The 17,471-nt window shown below is 67.1% G+C and carries 20 protein-coding genes; 10 read left to right on the top strand and 10 right to left on the bottom strand.

Going from position 1 to position 17,471, the window contains the following annotated elements:
* The first annotated feature begins 45 nt into the window (after window positions 1-45).
* A complete protein-coding gene (locus SBP01_RS14615) occupies window positions 46-1,617 on the top strand; it encodes a Na+/H+ antiporter (protein WP_320536256.1) in 1,572 nt (523 codons plus the stop codon).
* Between the two features lie 58 nt (window positions 1,618-1,675).
* On the opposite strand, the gene SBP01_RS14610 is transcribed toward SBP01_RS14615, so the two are convergent.
* Window positions 1,676-2,842: an ROK family protein gene (locus SBP01_RS14610; protein ID WP_320536255.1), complete on the bottom strand. Its 1,167-nt coding sequence runs from the start codon at window positions 2,840-2,842 to the stop codon at window positions 1,676-1,678.
* Between the two features lie 119 nt (window positions 2,843-2,961).
* Here SBP01_RS14610 and SBP01_RS14605 point away from each other — a divergent pair, with 119 nt between their 5' ends.
* The 3 genes from SBP01_RS14605 (at window position 2,962) to SBP01_RS14595 (ending at window position 6,686) form a co-directional block, all read left to right on the top strand.
* Entirely contained in the window at window positions 2,962-4,680 is a 1,719-nt protein-coding gene (locus SBP01_RS14605; RefSeq protein WP_275212180.1) for a glycoside hydrolase family 13 protein, read from the top strand.
* Between the two features lie 46 nt (window positions 4,681-4,726).
* Window positions 4,727-5,668 (top strand): aldo/keto reductase, encoded by a 942-nt coding sequence (locus SBP01_RS14600; protein WP_320536254.1) that lies wholly within the window; start codon window positions 4,727-4,729, stop codon window positions 5,666-5,668.
* 154 nt (window positions 5,669-5,822) lie between these two features.
* Complete coding sequence (locus SBP01_RS14595; RefSeq protein WP_275212182.1) at window positions 5,823-6,686, top strand: HpcH/HpaI aldolase/citrate lyase family protein; 864 nt, start codon at window positions 5,823-5,825, stop codon at window positions 6,684-6,686.
* Window positions 6,687-6,826: 140 nt separating this feature from the next.
* Here SBP01_RS14595 and SBP01_RS14590 read toward each other — a convergent pair whose 3' ends face one another.
* On the bottom strand, window positions 6,827-7,060 hold the full coding sequence (locus tag SBP01_RS14590; protein ID WP_320536253.1) for a hypothetical protein: 234 nt from the start codon (window positions 7,058-7,060) through the stop codon (window positions 6,827-6,829).
* A gap of 31 nt (window positions 7,061-7,091) precedes the next feature.
* Here SBP01_RS14590 and SBP01_RS14585 point away from each other — a divergent pair, with 31 nt between their 5' ends.
* Together SBP01_RS14585 and SBP01_RS14580 are read left to right on the top strand one after the other, a co-directional pair.
* Window positions 7,092-7,352, top strand: coding sequence for a hypothetical protein (locus SBP01_RS14585; protein WP_320536252.1), 261 nt, complete (start codon window positions 7,092-7,094; stop codon window positions 7,350-7,352).
* A 48-nt stretch (window positions 7,353-7,400) separates the two neighbouring features.
* Window positions 7,401-7,625 (top strand): DUF3188 domain-containing protein, encoded by a 225-nt coding sequence (locus tag SBP01_RS14580; protein WP_275212183.1) that lies wholly within the window; start codon window positions 7,401-7,403, stop codon window positions 7,623-7,625.
* On the opposite strand, the gene SBP01_RS14575 is transcribed toward SBP01_RS14580, so the two are convergent.
* On the bottom strand, window positions 7,615-9,291 hold the full coding sequence (locus tag SBP01_RS14575; RefSeq protein ID WP_320536251.1) for a SulP family inorganic anion transporter: 1,677 nt from the start codon (window positions 9,289-9,291) through the stop codon (window positions 7,615-7,617). The genes SBP01_RS14580 and SBP01_RS14575 overlap by 11 nt on opposite strands.
* Window positions 9,288-9,668 carry an ArsR/SmtB family transcription factor gene (locus tag SBP01_RS14570; protein ID WP_275212186.1) on the bottom strand — a complete coding sequence of 127 codons (381 nt, stop codon included), beginning with the start codon at window positions 9,666-9,668 and terminating at the stop codon, window positions 9,288-9,290. Before SBP01_RS14570 ends, SBP01_RS14575 begins: the two co-directional genes overlap by 4 nt.
* Before the next feature lie 113 nt (window positions 9,669-9,781).
* On the opposite strand from SBP01_RS14570, the gene SBP01_RS14565 reads away from it, so the two are divergent.
* The 4 genes from SBP01_RS14565 to SBP01_RS14550 are packed head-to-tail and all read left to right on the top strand — an operon-like array spanning window position 9,782 to window position 12,928.
* Window positions 9,782-10,249 carry a MaoC family dehydratase N-terminal domain-containing protein gene (locus SBP01_RS14565; RefSeq protein ID WP_320536250.1) on the top strand — a complete coding sequence of 156 codons (468 nt, stop codon included), beginning with the start codon at window positions 9,782-9,784 and terminating at the stop codon, window positions 10,247-10,249.
* 2 nt (window positions 10,250-10,251) lie between these two features.
* Complete coding sequence (locus tag SBP01_RS14560) at window positions 10,252-10,689, top strand: MaoC family dehydratase (protein WP_320536249.1); 438 nt, start codon at window positions 10,252-10,254, stop codon at window positions 10,687-10,689.
* Between the two features lie 43 nt (window positions 10,690-10,732).
* Window positions 10,733-11,800, top strand: a complete 1,068-nt coding sequence (locus SBP01_RS14555; protein ID WP_320536248.1) for a UDP-N-acetylmuramate dehydrogenase — start codon at window positions 10,733-10,735, stop codon at window positions 11,798-11,800.
* A 30-nt stretch (window positions 11,801-11,830) separates the two neighbouring features.
* Window positions 11,831-12,928, top strand: a complete 1,098-nt coding sequence (locus SBP01_RS14550) for a winged helix DNA-binding domain-containing protein (protein WP_320536247.1) — start codon at window positions 11,831-11,833, stop codon at window positions 12,926-12,928.
* Between the two features lie 73 nt (window positions 12,929-13,001).
* Here SBP01_RS14550 and SBP01_RS14545 read toward each other — a convergent pair whose 3' ends face one another.
* The 6 genes from SBP01_RS14545 to SBP01_RS14520 form a co-directional block, all read right to left on the bottom strand.
* Entirely contained in the window at window positions 13,002-13,337 is a 336-nt protein-coding gene (locus tag SBP01_RS14545) for a hypothetical protein (protein WP_320536246.1), read from the bottom strand.
* Window positions 13,338-13,546: 209 nt separating this feature from the next.
* Window positions 13,547-14,689 (bottom strand): aspartate-semialdehyde dehydrogenase, encoded by a 1,143-nt coding sequence (gene asd, locus SBP01_RS14540; protein ID WP_320536245.1) that lies wholly within the window; start codon window positions 14,687-14,689, stop codon window positions 13,547-13,549.
* Between the two features lie 116 nt (window positions 14,690-14,805).
* Window positions 14,806-15,024 (bottom strand): NF038396 family protein, encoded by a 219-nt coding sequence (locus SBP01_RS14535; RefSeq protein ID WP_275212194.1) that lies wholly within the window; start codon window positions 15,022-15,024, stop codon window positions 14,806-14,808.
* A 1-nt stretch (window position 15,025) separates the two neighbouring features.
* On the bottom strand, window positions 15,026-15,610 hold the full coding sequence (locus tag SBP01_RS14530) for a dihydrofolate reductase (RefSeq protein WP_275212196.1): 585 nt from the start codon (window positions 15,608-15,610) through the stop codon (window positions 15,026-15,028).
* Window positions 15,607-16,410 carry a thymidylate synthase gene (locus SBP01_RS14525; protein WP_320536244.1) on the bottom strand — a complete coding sequence of 268 codons (804 nt, stop codon included), beginning with the start codon at window positions 16,408-16,410 and terminating at the stop codon, window positions 15,607-15,609. Before SBP01_RS14525 ends, SBP01_RS14530 begins: the two co-directional genes overlap by 4 nt.
* Window positions 16,411-16,494: 84 nt before the next feature.
* A complete protein-coding gene (locus tag SBP01_RS14520; protein WP_275212199.1) occupies window positions 16,495-17,463 on the bottom strand; it encodes an NUDIX hydrolase in 969 nt (322 codons plus the stop codon).
* Between the last annotated feature and the right edge of the window lie 8 nt (window positions 17,464-17,471).

Genomic DNA, 17,471 nt, shown 5'->3' with positions numbered 1-17,471 from the left:
CCGGCCAGGTGGCGGGACAGGCCGCCCCGCCGGGGAAGCAGGCACATGGATCAGTTGGCACTCATCATCGGACTCCTCCTGGCCACGGTGGTGGCCGTCGGCGTGGGGGACCGCCTCCGGCTGCCGTACCCGGTGCTGATGCTGATTCTGGCGGCTGCCCTCACCTTCATTCCGGGGTTCCCGGACCTGGAGATCTCCCCTGAGCTGATCCTGCCCCTCTTCCTGCCGCCGCTGCTCTTCGCCACCGCCCAGCGCAGCTCGTGGGCCGTTTTCCGGGTCCGCTGGCGGACGCTGCTTTTGCTGGCCGTCGCGCTTGTGGTCATCACCACGGCCGTCGTGGCGGGGGCTGCCTGGCTGATGATTCCGGGCATCGGCATTCCGGCGGCGATAGCCCTGGGCTCCATGGTGGCCCCGCCGGACCCGGTTGCCGTTGAATCCGTGGCGGGCCGGGTGCACATGCCGCGCCGGCTGATCACCGTGCTCCAGAGCGAGGGCCTCTTCAACGATGCTGCCGCCATTGTCATCTTCCAGGCGGCGGTGGCTGCGGCGGTGGGCGGCACGGAGCTGGGGCCCGACGTCGTCCTGAAGTTTGTCATTGGAGCCGCTGTAGCCGTGCTGGTTGGCATCGGCATGGGCTGGCTCACTGCCCTGATCACCCGCCTGGTGGGCTCGATGGTGGCGCGCAGTGCCGTGACGCTCGTGGTTCCGTTCGCCGCGTACATCCTGGCCGAGGAGGTCCACGCCTCCGGCGTGATCGCAGTTGTGGTCACCGCCCTGGAGATCAAGCGCCATTCCCGGCCGGAGGACGCGGCCGAACGGATCACCCGGACCGCCTTCTGGGACGTGGTGGAACTGCTGGTGACCGGACTGGCTTTCGGACTGGTGGGACTCGAAATCCGGCACGTCATCCAGGACGAAGGCAAGGATATGTGGGGCATGCTGGGTGTGGCGGCGCTCGTCTGCGTCCTGGTGTTCGCGGTGCGGTTCCTCTGGCTGGGCGTACTCGCGTTGGGCGCACGGAAACGGGAGAACCTCCTGCAGCCCAGCTCCGCCAAGGAAGTCCTGATCCTGACCTGGTGCGGCATGCGCGGACTGGCCACCCTGGCCCTCGCACTGGCACTGCCCCTGACGCTGGCTGATGGAACACCGTTCCCGGCGCGGGACTACATGCTGGTGATCGCCTGCGCCGTGCTCCTGGCCACGCTGGTCCTGCCCGGCCTGACGCTGCCGTGGCTGATGCGGGCGCTCAATGCCTCAAACGACGGGTCCGAGGAGCGTGATGCAGCCCGCCTCCTGGCCCAACGAGCCCAGTCCGCCGCCGTGTCCGCACTGAGGCAGCATGACCTGATGAAGGACCTGCCGCCCGAAAAAGTAGCCCTGGTCAAGGCAAAAATGAGCCGCCTGCACGCCGAACTCCTCGACGGCAGCCTCCCGAACGAATCCGTGGCCGACCTTAGGGTCCGTGGCCGCGGGCTGGCCATCGCCGTCCAGACCATTGCCCTGGATGCTGCCCGGCAGGAAGTGGTTCAGGCACGCAATGAGCCTGACATGGACCCCGAGGTGGCGGACAGGGTGCTGCGCCAACTGGACCTGCGGACCATGATCATGCCTGAATAAGGGTGCAGAAATGAGGGTGCAGAAATAAGAGTGCAGAGCCGCCGTGAGGGCTGACGCGTCAGGAACGCCGGGCCGCGAGCACCAGGTCCAGCGCATTGGCCTCAACAAAGTCCAGCGCATGCCGGACCGCCCCGATGGTCACAATCGCGTCGCCCAGCGGGGACACGGTGACGCGGGGAACTGTCGCGGTGAAACGCGGAAGCCACGCCTCGATGCCGGGGACCAGGGCCCCGGCCGAGCCGGCCACGGCTCCGCCGATCACCACCTGCTCCGGGTTCAGCAGGACAGCCAGTGACGCCACAACCCGCGCCATCCGCTCGGCCAGCCGGTCCAGGACTGCCGCCGCGGCGGGGTCGCCCCCGGCGGCGGCAGCGAAGACCTCCGGCGCCTCAAGCGGGCGCCCCGTGGCGGCCAGATACCACTCCCGGGCCAGCACTGCCATGCCGGCTGAGCTGCCCACCCCTTCCACCAGGTCCAGGTAGCCCATTTCGCCTGCAGCGCCGGAGAGCCCGTGCAGGAGCCGTCCGGATTCGACGATCCCGGCACCGATACGCTCGCTGGCGAGCATCACCACCAGGTCGTCCACGCCGGACCCGGTGCCGCGCCAGCGTTCGCCCAGGGCCGCGAGGTTGGCATCGTTCTCCAGCAGCACCGTCCACCCGTGCAGGTCCTTCAGGGCGGCCCGGAGGCCGACGTCGAACAAGCGCCAGAAAGGCCGTGTCACCAGGACATTGCCGGCTCGGTCCACCGGTGCCGCCAGGCCGGCACTTACCGCCAGGACGTCCCCGGAAGCCGCGCCCGCTTCTGCCAGGGCGGCCCGGCAGGCCTGATCCACAATCTCGATGCGCTCCGCCGCCGAAATCTCCGGGATCCGGAAGCTCCTGCTTGCCCTTGCGATGATGTTTCCACGAAGGTCGGCAACGGCGGCCGTGGTGGTGGCCGCCCCGATGTCGATCCCCAGGACAACGCCCGCCCGCGGATTCAGCTCGAACCGGCGGGCGGGCCGCCCCTTCTGCTGTCCGGACTGGCGGTCAGCCTCCAGTTCCCTGATCCAGCCCCGCTGGATCAGGTCCTCACATACCGCGATGACCGAGGCCCGGGTCAGTCCTGTCCACGCCATCAGGTCTGAACCCGTGCCCACGTCCGCGGCGCGCAGGTAGGACAGGACGGCGTTCGCATTGAGGCGTCGCAGCAGTTGGGGGCTGGGTGCACCGGTGTGCCTCATGCGTCCTTGACCTCCAGATTCAGCCGTCCCATAATTGGTAAGGGAGTATATTTAGTAACTATCTAAATTGTACCCACCCTACCCGGAACCATCACCCCAAGATGAAAAGGATCATCCCCTTGCCCACCACTGCCACGCTGGCAACCCTGTCCGAATCTGACCTTCCGGCCGATCCCAACTGGTGGCGCCAAGCCGCCGTGTACCAGATCTACCCGCGCAGCTTTTCTGATTCCAACGGTGACGGCCTGGGGGACATCAAGGGCATTACCGCCAAGGTCCCGTACTTGAAAGCCTTGGGCATCGACGCCGTATGGCTCAGCCCGTTCTACCCGTCAGCACTGGCGGATGGCGGCTATGACGTGGACGACTACCGCGACGTTGATCCCAAGCTCGGCACCCTGGCGGACTTCGACGAGATGGCCAAGGCCCTGCACAGCGCAGGCATCAAACTGATCGCCGATATCGTCCCCAACCACTCGTCCAACCGGCACGAATGGTTCCGCGAGGCGCTGGCCTCCCCGAAGGGGTCCGCCGCCCGCGACCGCTACATCTTCCGCGACGGCCTCGGCGAGAACGGTGAGCTGCCGCCGTCGGACTGGGACTCGGTCTTTGGCGGACCCGCCTGGGAGCGCATCACCGAACCCGACGGCACGCCCGGCCAGTGGTACATGCACATCTTCGCCAAGGAACAGCCGGACCTGAACTGGTCCAACCGCGAGGTCCGCGACGACTTCCTGAAGACGCTGCGCTTCTGGTCCGACCGCGGTGTGGACGGCTTCCGCGTGGACGTGGCCCATGCGCTCACCAAGGACCTGACCGAGCCGCTGCTGTCCAAGCTGGAACTGACCCGTGAAGGCCAGCTGGAGGACGGCTTCGAAGACGGTTCCCATCCGTTCTGGGACCGCGACGACGTTCACGACATCTACGCCGAATGGCGCGAAGTGTTCAACGAATACAATCCGCCCCGCACCGCCGTCGCCGAGGCCTGGGTCCACGCCACCCGCCGCGCCCGCTACGCCAGCCCGCAGGGCCTGGGCCAGGCGTTCAACTTCGACCTCCTCCAGGCCGACTTCGACGCCGAGGAATTCCGCGAAATCATCACCCGCAACCTGGCCGAGGCCAAGGAGAGCGGGGCGTCCTCCACCTGGGTTTTCTCCAACCACGACGTGGTCCGGCATGCCACCCGCTACGGACTGCCCAAGCCGGCAAAGGGCCCCGAAGGTAAAGAGATGGCCACTCAGGACGGGAAGGCCTGGCTGTTGGCCGGCGGCCCCAAGGACCAGCTGGACACGGAACTCGGCGAGCGGCGCGCGCGGGCTGCGACCCTGCTGATGCTTGCCGTGCCCGGCTCCGCCTACCTGTACCAGGGCGAGGAGCTCGGCCTGCAGGAAGTGGCGGAGATCCCGGATTCCGAACGCCAGGACCCCACGTTCTTCCGGAACAAGGGTGTGGAGGTGGGCCGCGACGGCTGCCGGGTTCCGCTGCCGTGGACGGTTGAGGGGACCTCGTTCGGCTTCGGCGAGGACGGCGCGCACCTGCCGCAGCCGGACTGGTTCAGCCGGTACGCCGTCGAGGCGCAGGACGGCACGGAGAATTCCACGCTGGAGCTGTACCGCAGGGCGCTGAAGCTCCGCCGGGAACTGCAGTCGGCGGAAGAACTGGAATGGCTGGACACCGGTAATCCCGACGTCCTGCACTTCAGCCGGCCCAGCGGCTGGCAGTCCGTGACCAACTTCGGGGACACCGCCGTCGAGCTTCCCGCCGGCAACGTCCTGGTCAGCAGTTCCCCGCTGGAGGACGGCAAACTGCCGGGCAACACCACCGTGTGGCTGCGCTGATGCCGGTTCCGGATCCGGCAGCGGTTTCGGTCAGGGATGCCGCCTGATGCAGGAGCTCATTTACGGCTGCATGGGCCTGGGCGGCAGCTGGTCCGACGAGCCGCACGGCGCCAGCCATGTGGACGAGGCCGCTGCCGCCGTCGAAGCCGCCCTGGCCGCGGGGATCACCCTGTTCGACCATGCGGACATTTACCGCAGCGGCAAGTCCGAGGCCGTGTTCGGTGAGGTCCTGGCGTCGGACGCGGGGCTCCGCGACCGGATCCGGCTGCAGACCAAATGCGGGATCCGGCTCAATGAACGCGGGCTGGCCACGCACTATGACCTCAGCCGGGACGCCATCCTGGAGCGGGTGCGCGGCAGCCTGAAGCGGCTGCAGACGGAGTACGTGGACGTCCTGCTGCTGCACCGCCCCGACCCGCTGACGGACCTCGGGGAGGTGGCTGCCGCCGTCGGGCAGTTGCTCGCCGAAGGCAAAGTCCGGCAGGTGGGCGTGTCCAACATGTCCGGCGCGCAGATACGGGCACTGCAGGACCGGCTGGACGTGCCCGTGGTGGCCAACCAGCTCGAGATGAGCCTGCTCAAGCGGGCCTGGCTGGAGAGCCAGGTCCTGGTCAACCATCCGGACTCGCTGGATTACAGCTTTCCGCACGGCACCCTGGAGTACTGCACCGGCAACGGGGTAACGCTCCAGGCGTACGGCGCGCTGGCGCGGGGGCTGTACACGGGCGCGGCAGCAGAAGACCCGACGTCGGCCGAGACTTCCACGGCGGTCCTCATCCGGGAGCTGGCCGGCACCTACGCCACCACGGGGGAGTCCGTCCTCCTGGGCTGGCTGATGAAGCATCCGGCCGGGATCGCGCCCGTTATCGGCACCGTGAATCCTGCCCGGATCGCCGCCTGCGCCGACGCTGCCCGCGTGGCGCAGGCCATGACCCGGGCCGACTGGTACGGGCTGTGGATCGCAGCCCGGGGAACCAACCTCCCCTAACCCAACTAGGTAGCGCTAACTGTCGTTTTGAAGGTCCATAACGACAGTTAGCGCTACCCAAATTTCAACGGCCGGGACGCTATTGTTCGTATTGGTCATCACACGGGCCGGTCCTGCTTAGCGCTCGCGGGGCCCGGCCGGATACGGTAGAAGCATGACGTCTACCATCGCCGCCGAGACCATCCGGCCCGAACGCAACATCCCCGCAGAGATCGCCCGTTCGTGGCTCCTGGTCAATGCCATGAAGCCCGAACTGTTCGACCAGTCGGCTGTCTCCCGCGCCGACTCGATCATCCTGGACATTGAAGACGCGGTGGACCCGTCGCAGAAGGACCAGGCACGCGGGCACGTCATTGACTGGCTGACCGGCGGCGGGAAGGCCTGGGTCCGCATCAATGACGCCACCAGCCCGTTCTGGGCCGACGACCTCGCCGGACTGCGCGGCACCCCCGGCCTGCTCGGCGTGATGCTCGCCAAGACCGAGTCCGCTGACCAGGTGACCGAAAGCTTCCACCGGATGGACGGCAAGATCCCCGTCATTCCGCTGGTGGAATCCGCCGTGGGCATCGAGGAAGCCAACAACATCGCCAAGGCCCAGGGAGCATTCCGCCTCGCCTTCGGTTCCGGTGACTTCCGCCGCGACACCGGCATGGCGGCCACCGCCGAGGCCATGGCGTACCCCCGTGCCAAGCTGGTCGTGGCCAGCCGCGTGGGCAACCTGCCGGGCCCCATCGACGGCCCCACCGTCGGCACCAACCACCCCATCCTGCGCGAACAAACCGGCATCACGGTGATGATGGGGATGACCGGCAAGCTGTGCCTGGCCATCGACCAGACCCCGGTGATCAACGAGGTCATCAGCCCCACGCCGTCCGACGTTGCCTGGGCCACGGACTTTATGAACGACTTCGAGGCCAACGGCCGGGTCATCCGCGACGGTTCGGACCTGCCCCGCCTGGGCCGCGCCGAAAAGATCATGAAGCTCGCCGTGGCTTTCGGGGTGCAGCCGGCGCTCTGACGCTGAGCACCACCACGTCCAAAGGCACCACAGGAGACCCCGTGACCGGTACGCGATACCTGGTTCACGGGGTTTTTTGGGATGGCGCCCCGTCCGCCGCCGCGGAGTACGACGGCGGCACTCCGGTCATGCGCCTGCAGTCACCGTCCGGTGACTTCCGCGAAGTGAGCCTGCAGCCGGGTGCGCGGCTCGGCTTCCGGGTGGCCGGCGGCAGGTTCTGCCTGGGACACCACAAGGTCCTGGAAGACATGGTCACCCGGGAAGCCGGACTCGTCCAGCAGGTCCGGTCCGCCGCCAAGGCCGCGGCACTGACCTGCCCATCGCCCGAGGCCACCCTGGACCGAATCAACGCCGGGCACGCGGCGCGGGCACATGCACTGCTGGCTCAGGCCGCCGTCGAGGATTTTGACGTGGTGGACGAGCGCTGGGTGCGGCCCGCGCAGGCAGCCGCACTGCGGTCCGGCGCTGCGCCATCCCTATCCCCACACCCTCGAGACCGGCGAACACGGCTTTACGGTCAGGGCGCTCAGCGGGCCGTACGCCCTGGCCCGGCTGGACGGCTCGGACTCGGAGTTTGTGGTGAACCTCGGCAGCCTGGCGGCGCGCACCATCAACCTGGGGAAGTTTTCCTCGGGAGTGCCGGCCGTGCAGGAACCCCTGTTCTGAAAGCCGGCCAGAACCGGACTGCCAGAACCGCACAGCTAGAATTGGACGGTGCTGAACGAATTCTGGAACACCGCGCCCACCGCCTACAAGGTCACCGTCTTCTGTGCCATGGGGCTGATCGGCGTCGGAATCATCCTGAACCTGATCGGCAACACGTCCGGAAACCAGGGCCTGGCCACAGCCTCGCTGCCGGTCATCGGTGCCGGGCTGGTCCTGCACATCGTGGGAATTGTGGTGCGCGGCCAGACGATCCGGAAGAACCTTAAGCGGTAGCTGCCGCTGCGTTCCGAAGCACATGGCTGCGGGCGTGTTCCACGGCGGCCGGCAAGTCCTCGAACAGGTGCTTGTGGTGGCGCAGGGAACGGATCACGCCAACATTTGTCACCAGGGCAAGATGATCCGGCCGGACACCCTTCAGCAACACCGTGATGCCGCGCAGTTCCAGGGCGGAGATGACTTCCACGAGGGCGTGCGCACCGGTGGCGTCAAGCATCCGCAGCTGGGAGAGCCTGATGATGGCCACCTGCACGTCCCTGACCTGGCTGATTTCCTGAAGAATGCGCTCCGCGGCGCCGAAGAACATGGCCCCGTCCAGACGGAAGACGGCAATGTGTTCATCCCCTGCAGCGGGTGGCCCGGCAATGTCCTCACGCTGCACACTGCTGAGGGAAGCGAACTTCCGCAGCGTGAAAAGTGCCGCCGCGGCCAGCCCGATCTGGATCGCCACGATCAGGTCGAACGCCACGGTGATGATTGCCGTCAGGACGAAGACGGCCGCATCCGAGCGGGTGGAGCGCAGGATCGCGGCCACCGTGCGTTGGGACACCATCCGCGTTGCCGTGACCATCAGCACGCCGCCCAGGGCCGCGAGCGGGATGCTGCCCACCAGCCCGGCAGCCAGGTAGACAATGCCCAGCAGGACCACGGCATGGACCGCGGCGGACAGGCGGGTCTTCGCCCCTGAGCGCACATTCACGGCGGTCCGGGCGATGGCCCCGGTGGCCGGCATCCCGCCGAACAGTCCGGCGGCGATGGAGGCCAGGCCCTGGCCCGTCAGTTCGCGGTCCGGAATGTAGGCCCCGCTCGGCGTCCCGTCCGGACCGGCCATCCCGCCGGCGACGCGGGCCGAGAGCAAAGATTCAATTGCGGCAAGGGCAGCGATGGCGACGGCGGGCATCGCCAAGGCGCCGAGGGATGCCGGGTCCATGGCCGGCAGCGAGGGGGAGGGCAGGGAGTGCGGCAGCGCACCGATCCGGGGCACGTCCAGCCGCAGAAGTTCGGCAGCCGCCGTCGCCAGCAGCACCGCGAGCAGGCTTGCCGGCAGGGCCCGGAAGTATTTCTGGACCAGCACCATCACGACGGCGACTCCCGCCACGAGTGCGAGGGTCAGCAGGACCGTGGGTGCTTCAGCCCGGGATGCGGCCTCGATGGCCGCCAGCAGGGTGTTGTGACCCGGAGTCCCGGCGGTTCCGGTGGCCAGGGGCACCTGCTGGAGGAAGATGATGGCGGCGATGCCCAGCGTGAAGCCTTCCACCACCGGCCAGGGGATGAAGGCCACGGCCTTCCCAAGGCCGCTGATGCCGAGCAGGCAGACCATGACCCCGGCCATCAGGGACAGCAGGGCCACACTCCCGGTGCCGTGGACTGCCACCACCGGCGCCAGGACCACCACCATGGCCGCGGTCGGTCCCGAGACCTGGACGTGGGAGCCGCCCATGACGGCGGCCACCAGCCCGGCCACGATCGCCGTGATCAGTCCTGCTTCAGCACCCACTCCGGAGCTGACTCCGAAGGCCAGGGCCAGGGGGAGCGCCACGATCCCCACGGTGATCCCGGCGAATACGTCAGTCCGCCATGACTGCCGGAGACCGGCATAGTCCGCCCTGGACGGCAGGAAGCGGGCGAGCCCGGTTGCACTCCGGCGCAGGTCGGTGCTCACGAGGCCGACTCGGAGGAGAGGTGGCCGCCGGGCAGTTGCTGTGCCAGCCGGAGCTGTTCGTTGGAGTCGGCGAGGCCGTCCAGCAGGAACGTGCGGGCGATGGCCAGCAGTTGCGAAACACCCGGGTGCGCCAGCCTGTAGGTCACCGCATTGGCGCTCCGTACCGACGTCACCACCTTGTGCCTGCGCAGCGTGGCCAGGTGCTGGGACAGGTGGGAGGCCTCCAGCCCGGTTTCACTCAGGAGGTAGCTCACCGCGGCGGTGTTTTCCGGCGCGGCGGCGAGGAGCTCCAAAATGCGGATTCTGGCAGGGTGGGCCAGCGCCTTGAACAGGTTGGCCTTGATCTCGTACAGCGGAGCCTGGGCGGGAGACAACATGGGCAGTTCTCCTCTGTGACCCTGCAAGAGGCCACTTGATGGAATGATGAATCCATCATATCAGGAGGGCGCAAGACCTCCCCGGGATGCAGGGGAACGATAGGCTTGAGGCCATGACTATCAATCCGGACCTGCAGGGCCGCAGCTACCCTGCCGCAGAGGTGTACGACGTTGGCCGCGAGAAAATCCGCGAGTTCGCCCGGGCCGTCAAGGCAACGCACCCAGCCCACTTCGACGTCGAGGCCGCCAAGGCCCTCGGCCACACCGACCTGGTGGCGCCCCCCACCTTCGCCATCATCATCGCGCAGCGCGCCGACGCACAGCTAGTCGAGGACCCGGACGCCGGCATCGACTTCACCCGCGTGGTCCACGCCGACCAGCGCTTCATCCACCACCGCCCGATTTTCGCCGGGGACAGGCTGGTAGCGGAACTGCACGTGGACGGCGTGCGCGCCATGGGCGGCGGCGCCATGATCACCACCCGCGCGGAAATCTTCGCGCTGACGGATGGTGGAGCCGAGCCGCGCGAAGCCGTCGCCACCACCACTTCATCCATCCTGGTCCGCGGAGAGGGACAATAACCATGAGCCCCAGCTTCCACGAACTCAGCGCCGGCCAGGACATCGGCAGCCGCACTATCGCCGTCACCCGCACGGACCTCGTCAAGTATGCCGGCGCGTCCGGCGACTTCAACCCCATCCACTGGAACGAAGCCTTCGCCACCAGTGTGGAACTGCCCGGCGTCATCGCTCACGGTATGTTCACCATGGGGGCCGCAGTGCAGCTGGTGACCGACTGGGCAGGTGACCCTGCCGCCGTCGTGGACTTCCAGACCCGCTTCACCAAACCGGTCCTGGTCACCGACACTACGGGCACCGACGAGCCCGGTGCCACCATCGAGGTGAGCGGCGCCGTTGGAAAGCTCGACGCCGATGCGGGAACCGCGCGCGTGGACCTCACCGTCGTTTCCGCCGGGCAGAAAGTCCTGATGAAGGCCCAGGCCGTCGTCCGGCTGTCCTGACCGTACCCCGGGGGTTCGCCGGAATTCCCGATAGTGTGGACGCGTGACTTCCATTCTGCTCTCCCACCTGACCACGGCCGCCGTCGGGGGCCCTGCCGGCAAATATGTTGAAGCCCGGACCGAGGCCGAGATCATCGACGCCGTCCGCACCGCCGACGCCGCGGGGGAGCCGCTCCTGATCATCGGCGGCGGCTCCAACCTGCTGATTTCCGACGACGGGTTCCCCGGCACCGTGGTAAAGATCGCCTCGGAGGGGTTCGCTGTCAACGCCGAGGACTCCTGCGGCGGTGTGGCCGTGGTGGTGCAGGCGGGGCACAACTGGGACGCCCTGGTGCAGCACGCTGTCCTGCACGCCTGGTCCGGGATCGAGGCGCTCTCCGGAATCCCCGGCGCCACCGGGGCCACGCCCGTGCAGAACGTTGGCGCCTACGGCTCGGACGTTTCGCAGACCATCGCCGCGGTCCGCACGTGGGACCGTACCCGGAATGCGGTGCAGACCTTCACCAACTCGGAGCTGAAGTTTGGCTACCGCGATTCCCTTCTGAAGCAGACCACCGTGGACGGCTCACCGCGCTACGTGGTGCTGACCGTTGAGTTCCAGCTGCCCATCGGCCGGATGAGTGCGCCCATCCGCTACGCCGAACTTGCCCGATTCCTGGGCGTTGAACCCGGCAAGCGGGCCTACTCCAATGATGTCCGGCGTGAAGTGCTGCGACTGCGCGCCTCCAAGGGCATGGTGCTGGACCCTGCGGACCGGGACACCTATTCCACCGGTTCCTTCTTCACCAACCCGGTCGTTCCCGTTGACGTGGCGGCCACCCTGCCTGACTCGGCGCCTCAGTATCCTGCCGGTGTTGACGGGATGGTCAAGCTCTCCGCGGCCTGGCTGATCGACCAGGCGGGATTCGGCAAGGGCTACGGCCTGGAACCGGACAGTGCCTCGGGCGGCCGGGCCGCGTTGTCCACGAAGCACACCCTGGCCATCACCAACCGCGGCTCAGCCAGCGCCAAGGACATGCTGGCGATCGCACGCGAGGTGCGGGGCGGCGTCGTCGAACGCTTTGGCATTGAACTGCACCCCGAACCGCTGCTGATCGGGCTGACGCTCTAGGAGACCTGGGCCGGCATTTAGGATGAGGGCATGGCAGCGAACCGGGTAAGCCGCAAGGTCATGGGCAGGCTCCGGCTGGCCTCGCAGGGTCTGCTTGGGCCCGGGCTGGGGTCGGTTGCGGAGGCTGTCCGCTGGATGACCGCCACCCAGGCGCAGGACCTGCAGGCGTCGCTGCTCGCCATCGGCCTCCGCGTGCCCGGCGCCGGGCTCTCTGATGTTCGGGCCGCCCTCGACGCCGGGAGCATTGTCCGCTCCTGGCCGATGCGCGGCACGCTGCACCTGGTGGCCCCGGAGGATCTGCGGTGGATGCTGGACCTCACCGCGGAACGTCTTCACCGCGTGGTCGCCGGCAGGCACCGGGAACTGGACATCACGTGGGCGGACATCGAGAAGTGCCGCGACGTGGCGTTGGAGCATCTGGCCGGCGGCGGTTCAGTCAGCCGCAACGAACTCTTTGCCATCCTTGAGGCCGCAGGGCAGCCCACCACAGGTCAGCGGGGTTACCACATCCTGGGGTCGCTGTGCCGCCACGCATGGCTGGTCCAGGGCCCGCTCGCGGGAAACCAGCAACTCCTGGTGGCGTTCGATGAGTGGATACCGGTTTCGCGGACGCTCGAGCGGCAGGAGGCCATCGCCGAGTTCGTACTGCGCTATTTCCGCAGCCACGGGCCCGCCACTGTCCGTGATTTTGCCTGGTGGACGCAGCTTCCCCTCCCGGAGGTGCGGGCGGCGTTGGAACAGGTCGGAGGTCAGCTGGTGGACCTGGAGTTCGCCGGGGCCACCTACTGGATGTCGCCGGAGACCGCGTCACTGCTCGACGACGGCGTGCCCGGCCAACGGTCCGTGCTCCTGCTGCCCGGCTTTGATGAGTTCCTCCTCGGCTATCAGGACCGGAGCCTGGTCCTGGCGCCGGAGCACGCCGACAAGATCGTCCCCGGCGGCAACGGCGTGTTCAAGAAGACCATCGTGGCCGGCGGAGAAGTGATCGGCACCTGGGCTATGGCCGGCACGGGCAGAAGCGCCGCCGTCGTGCCTGAATTCTTCGACGAAAGCGCGCCGCTCGGTGCCGGTGCGGAGCTGGCGTTGGCCAAGGCCGCCGAACGTTACCTCACCTTCCTCACCACCTGACGCCGGGACGGCCGGGAGCCGGCCCCGCACGGACGTCACCCTAACGACGCAGCCGAGGCCCATCTCTCCTGGGCTAGCCGCGCCGGTGCTGCCACTGCCAGGCGTGCCAGAACATGAGGCCCATGAAGGTCAAGAGTCCGACGAATACACCCGGCTGGGCAAATGAAAACAGGACGTAAGCCATGCTGACGCGGTCAGTCATTGAAACAGACAAAGGAGCGTTCAAAAGGACTGCGACTCCACCGACAACCAGCACTGTGACCACCAGCCACAGCACCCCGATGAACGGGTTCAACTTCAGGCCGGATCGGACAACACCTTCAACTGGTCCCTCAGCCGCTGCCGCCAGCGGGTTTCCGTCGTCGTCCACTTCGTGAAATCCAACTAGTCCAGACTGGTTCTGGTTCATGCGTTCCCCCTCCGCTGTCCAGCAGCCTAGTTAGGCTGTGAAAGCACCAGCCTAACTGCCTTCACGAGCGAAGACGCGGGACGTTCAACGAACCTCGAACCTAATATGACGCGTGATCTGTTGGAGCAGGAAAGCGGCCCTTACCCGCATGAGCGGTGCCGGGTAGCACCGTTCCTGCGGGTCAGGGCCGCTGGTGAGCCGGTGGGGCGTTACAGGTTCCCGGTGGCGATGTTGAGCATGCGGCGCAGCGGCTCGGCGGCACCCCACAGGAGCTGGTCGCCCACGGTGAACGCGCTGATGTATTCCGGGCCCATCTCCATCTTGCGGATGCGGCCCACGGGGATGTCCAGGGTGCCGGAGGCGGCCACGGGGGTCAGGCCGGCCATGGAGTCTTCCTTGGTGTTCGGGATGACCTTGGCCCACTCGTTGTCATTGGCGAGGAGCGTTTCGATCTCGGCCACGGACAGGTCCTCGCGGAGCTTGAGGGTCAGGGCCTGGGAGTGGGAGCGCATGGCACCGATCCGGATGCAGAGTCCGTCCATGATGATCCGGTTCTCATCGGAAGTGCCCAGGATCTTGTTGGTCTCAACCCCGGCCTTCCACTCTTCCTTGGACTGTCCGTTGCCCAGGTCCGCGTCGATCCAGGGGATCAGGGAGCCGGCCAGCGGCACGCCGAACTGGGTGGCGTCGATGTCGGTGCGCTGGTGGGCCAGGACCTTGCGGTCTATTTCGAGGATGGCCGACGCCGGGTCGTCCAGTTCCGAGCTGACCTCGGCGTTGAGCGTGCCGAACTGGCTGAGCAGCTCACGCATGTGCCGGGCGCCGCCGCCGGAGGCTGCCTGGTAGGTCATGGAGGTGCCCCATTCGACCAGGCCGTTCTTGAACAGCCCGCCCAGACCCATGAGCATGCAGGAGACGGTGCAGTTGCCGCCGATGAAGTCCTTGGTGCCGTTGACCAGGCCCTTGTCGATGACGTCGCGGTTGATCGGGTCCAGAACGATGATGGAGTCGTCGTTCATGCGCAGGGTGGAGGCGGCGTCGATCCAGAGGCCGTCCCAGCCGCGGCCGCGCAGTTCGGTGTGCACGCGCTTGGTGTAGTCGCCGCCCTGGGCGGTGACGATAATGGGCAGCTTGGCCAGCGTGTCGACGTCGTACGCGTCCTCGAGCTTGCCGGCGCTACCTTCTGCTGTTCCAGCCAGTGAGGGGGCGGCACCTCCCGCGTTGGACGTGGAGAAGAACACCGGGTTGATGTTGGCGAAGTCGCCCTCGTCCTGCATGCGCTGCATGAGGACGGAGCCGACCATGCCGCGCCATCCGACCAGGCCGACGGAGGGGGTAGCTGCTGTAGTCATTCGTACAGTTTAGACTTCGGGACCGGCACCGCGCAGTCCGTTACGTCACGGACGCCGGTAGCCGCTCACCGGGACCTTGGCCCGCTCCTGGTTCGGGAGGAACGCCGTTCTTGCCGCTACCCCCGGTTGGACTCCTCAAGCACGGCAGCCTTCCGCGCCCGCAGCGCAAAGAAGGCGCCGAACGTGAAGACCTGCGTCACCACCACCAGCACAATGGCCCCGGCGATCTTGTTGCCGCCCAGGATCATGGTCAGGCCAACAATGGCGGAGAGCAGCGCGAGCAGCGGCAGGAGCATGTAGCCCAGCACAAACAGTGTTTCCGGTTTTTTCAACATCTCAGCCCTGCGTCCTAACCCATTTGGTAAACCTGTACCGCGTCCCGTTCGCTGCCGTGAGCCACCCGTCCGGCGGGACGGAGGCGGCCGCCTCCCACGTCTCGTCAAGCTCGGGCGCGTAGGTGTCGCCGGTGGCCTCCATATCGATGGTGGTGACCACGGCGACGTTGGCGAGTTCGGTGGACTGGCGGAACACTTCGCCGCCGCCCAGGATCCAGACTGTCTCGCCGCCGTCGACGAACTGCGACTCCAGGAGCGCATCATCCAGGGAGGGAACCACGACGGCGCCCTCCGCCTCAGGTGATTCGCCCCAGGTCTTCTGCCGGGTGATCACAATGTTCGTGCGGCCGGGCAGCGGGCGGTACTTGTCCGGGAAGGACAGCCATGTCTTGCGGCCCATGATCACCGGATGCCCGGTGGTGAGCCGGGTGAAATGCTTCATATCTTCGGGCAGGTTCCACGGCATGTCGCCGTCCTTGCCTATCACGCCGCCGGAGGTCTGGGCCCAGACGAGGCCGACGCCGGTGACGGTACCGGCCAGCTCCTCGGTGAAGGCCTGCGGGTCTGCTGTGTTCTCGGTGCTCATACGGCGATCGGGGCCTTGATTGTGGGGTGGTGCCGGTAGCCCACCACTTCGAAATCGTCCAGGGTGTAGTCGAAGATCGACGCCGGCTTCCGGGCGATCTTCAGCTGCGGGTACTCATACGGGGCACGGTCCAACTGCTTCAAAACCTGGTCCATGTGGTTCTCATAGATGTGGACGTCACCGCCGGTCCAGACAAACTCGCCAGGTTCCAGGCCAACCTGCTGCGCAACCATGCAGGTCAGCAGTGCGTAGGAGGCAATGTTGAAGGGCACACCCAGGAACATGTCAGCGGAGCGCTGGTACAGCTGGCAGGACAGTTTGCCGTCCGCCACGTAGAACTGGAAGAACGCGTGGCACGGCGGCAGCGCCATGTCCTTGAGCTCGGAGACGTTCCAGGCGGAGACGATGTGCCGGCGGGAATCCGGGTTGGTCTTCAGGTTCTCCACCAGTTCGGCGATCTGATCGATGTGTCCGCCGTCAGGGGTGGGCCAGCTGCGCCACTGGACTCCGTACACGGGGCCAAGTTCGCCCTCGGCGTCGGCCCATTCGTTCCAGATGGTCACACCCTGGTCCTGCATCCACTTCACGTTCGACTCGCCGCGCAGGAACCACAGGAGTTCCACCGCGACGGACTTGAAATGTACCCGCTTGGTGGTGATCAGCGGGAAGCTTTGGCTGAGGTCGAAGCGGATTTGGCGGCCAAAAACGCTGGTGGTTCCGGTGCCCGTCCGGTCCGATTTGTGGGTGCCATGGGCCAGGACGTCACGGAGGAGGTCTTCATAGGGCGTCGGGATGCTCACGGCTAAAGTCTACCGGGACGGCCGGGGCGACGGGTGTGGGCTTGCATCGCCCCGGTGAACTGGGCCGACGTCAGCCCATACGTTTCAGTCGTCGAACGGCTTGAACTGTTCCACTGCCACAATGCGTTGCTTGTGGTTGGTTGCCACATGGCAGATCACCAGTTCGCCGGGGGACAGGTAGGGGTCCGCGTCCGGCAGGAGGGCGCGCAGCCGCCCCGGCATGTGCTTTCCCAGCTGGGCCAGGACGGTGGGAAGGGCCGGCCGGTGGGTGCAGACGGCCACCGGCTGCTGCTTTTCCAGAAGGGACTCAATGACGGCGCCCGTCTTCTTGGGCGTGCGGGCATGCCGGTGCTCCGTCAGCGCATCCACCAGCTTGACTTTGGCCCCGGACGCCCTCAGGTACGGCGCGACCGTGGACACGCAGCGCCGCCAGGGGCTGGTGACCACGCGGGGCGGCTGCCAGGCCTGCAGCAGCCGGCCCACCGCCTGCGCCTGCCGGACGCCGGTGGCCGCCAGGGGCCGCTCGCCCTCCGCCTTCGTCCAGGATGAGCGCGGCTTGGCCTTGGCATGACGCACCACAATGAGGGGCCAGGTATCCAGCTGGTCGTTTTTATGGGCGGCCCTCAAATGGTCCAGCGGGACCACGTCGGACGGGTTGGACAGCATTCCCGCGGCGGTTTCCGGGGCGCACCAGACGACCCGGTCCACCTCCTTGCCGTCCGGGACGAGCTTGGCCCCGTTGACTTTGACCGCCCAGTAATGGACCACCTTAAGGCCGGAGGGAACGTGGTAGTGGATGGGCGGCAGGGGAATGCCCAACGGTGCTGACAGCCCGATCTCCTCGCGCACCTCACGTGCGGCGCACTCGGGAATAGTCTCCCCGGCGTCGATCTTGCCCTTTGGCCAGGACCAATCGTCGTATCGGGGCCGGTGGATCAGGAGGACCTCAAGGCCGTTCGAGTTGATCCGCCAGGGAATGGCCCCGGCCGCGACCACCGCGACTGCTTCGCCGGGATGGTCAGTCTGGTCTGCTACGAGGATGTCGCTCGACAACGCCGGCC

Source organism: Pseudarthrobacter sp. IC2-21 (assembly GCF_034048115.1).
GTDB classification, from domain to species: domain Bacteria; phylum Actinomycetota; class Actinomycetes; order Actinomycetales; family Micrococcaceae; genus Arthrobacter; species Arthrobacter naphthalenicus.
Note: the sequence above shows the minus strand (reverse complement) of the source record. Positions and strands in the feature narration are given on the sequence as shown.

Bases quoted from the DNA above. Each gene is read 5' to 3' on its own strand.
- SBP01_RS14615 (WP_320536256.1), top strand. From the start codon at position 46: ATGGATCAGTTGGCACTCATCATCGGACTCCTCCTGGCCACGGTGGTG.
- SBP01_RS14610 (WP_320536255.1), bottom strand. From the start codon at position 2,842: ATGAGGCACACCGGTGCACCCAGCCCCCAACTGCTGCGACGCCTCAAT.
- SBP01_RS14600 (WP_320536254.1), top strand. From the start codon at position 4,727: ATGCAGGAGCTCATTTACGGCTGCATGGGCCTGGGCGGCAGCTGGTCC.
- SBP01_RS14595 (WP_275212182.1), top strand. From the start codon at position 5,823: ATGACGTCTACCATCGCCGCCGAGACCATCCGGCCCGAACGCAACATC.
- SBP01_RS14590 (WP_320536253.1), bottom strand. From the start codon at position 7,060: ATGTGCCCGCGCCGCGTGCCCGGCGTTGATTCGGTCCAGGGTGGCCTC.
- SBP01_RS14570 (WP_275212186.1), bottom strand. From the start codon at position 9,668: ATGTTGTCTCCCGCCCAGGCTCCGCTGTACGAGATCAAGGCCAACCTG.
- SBP01_RS14565 (WP_320536250.1), top strand. From the start codon at position 9,782: ATGACTATCAATCCGGACCTGCAGGGCCGCAGCTACCCTGCCGCAGAG.
- SBP01_RS14560 (WP_320536249.1), top strand. From the start codon at position 10,252: ATGAGCCCCAGCTTCCACGAACTCAGCGCCGGCCAGGACATCGGCAGC.
- SBP01_RS14550 (WP_320536247.1), top strand. From the start codon at position 11,831: ATGGCAGCGAACCGGGTAAGCCGCAAGGTCATGGGCAGGCTCCGGCTG.
- SBP01_RS14545 (WP_320536246.1), bottom strand. From the start codon at position 13,337: ATGAACCAGAACCAGTCTGGACTAGTTGGATTTCACGAAGTGGACGAC.
- asd (WP_320536245.1), bottom strand. From the start codon at position 14,689: ATGACTACAGCAGCTACCCCCTCCGTCGGCCTGGTCGGATGGCGCGGC.
- SBP01_RS14535 (WP_275212194.1), bottom strand. From the start codon at position 15,024: ATGTTGAAAAAACCGGAAACACTGTTTGTGCTGGGCTACATGCTCCTG.
- SBP01_RS14530 (WP_275212196.1), bottom strand. From the start codon at position 15,610: ATGAGCACCGAGAACACAGCAGACCCGCAGGCCTTCACCGAGGAGCTG.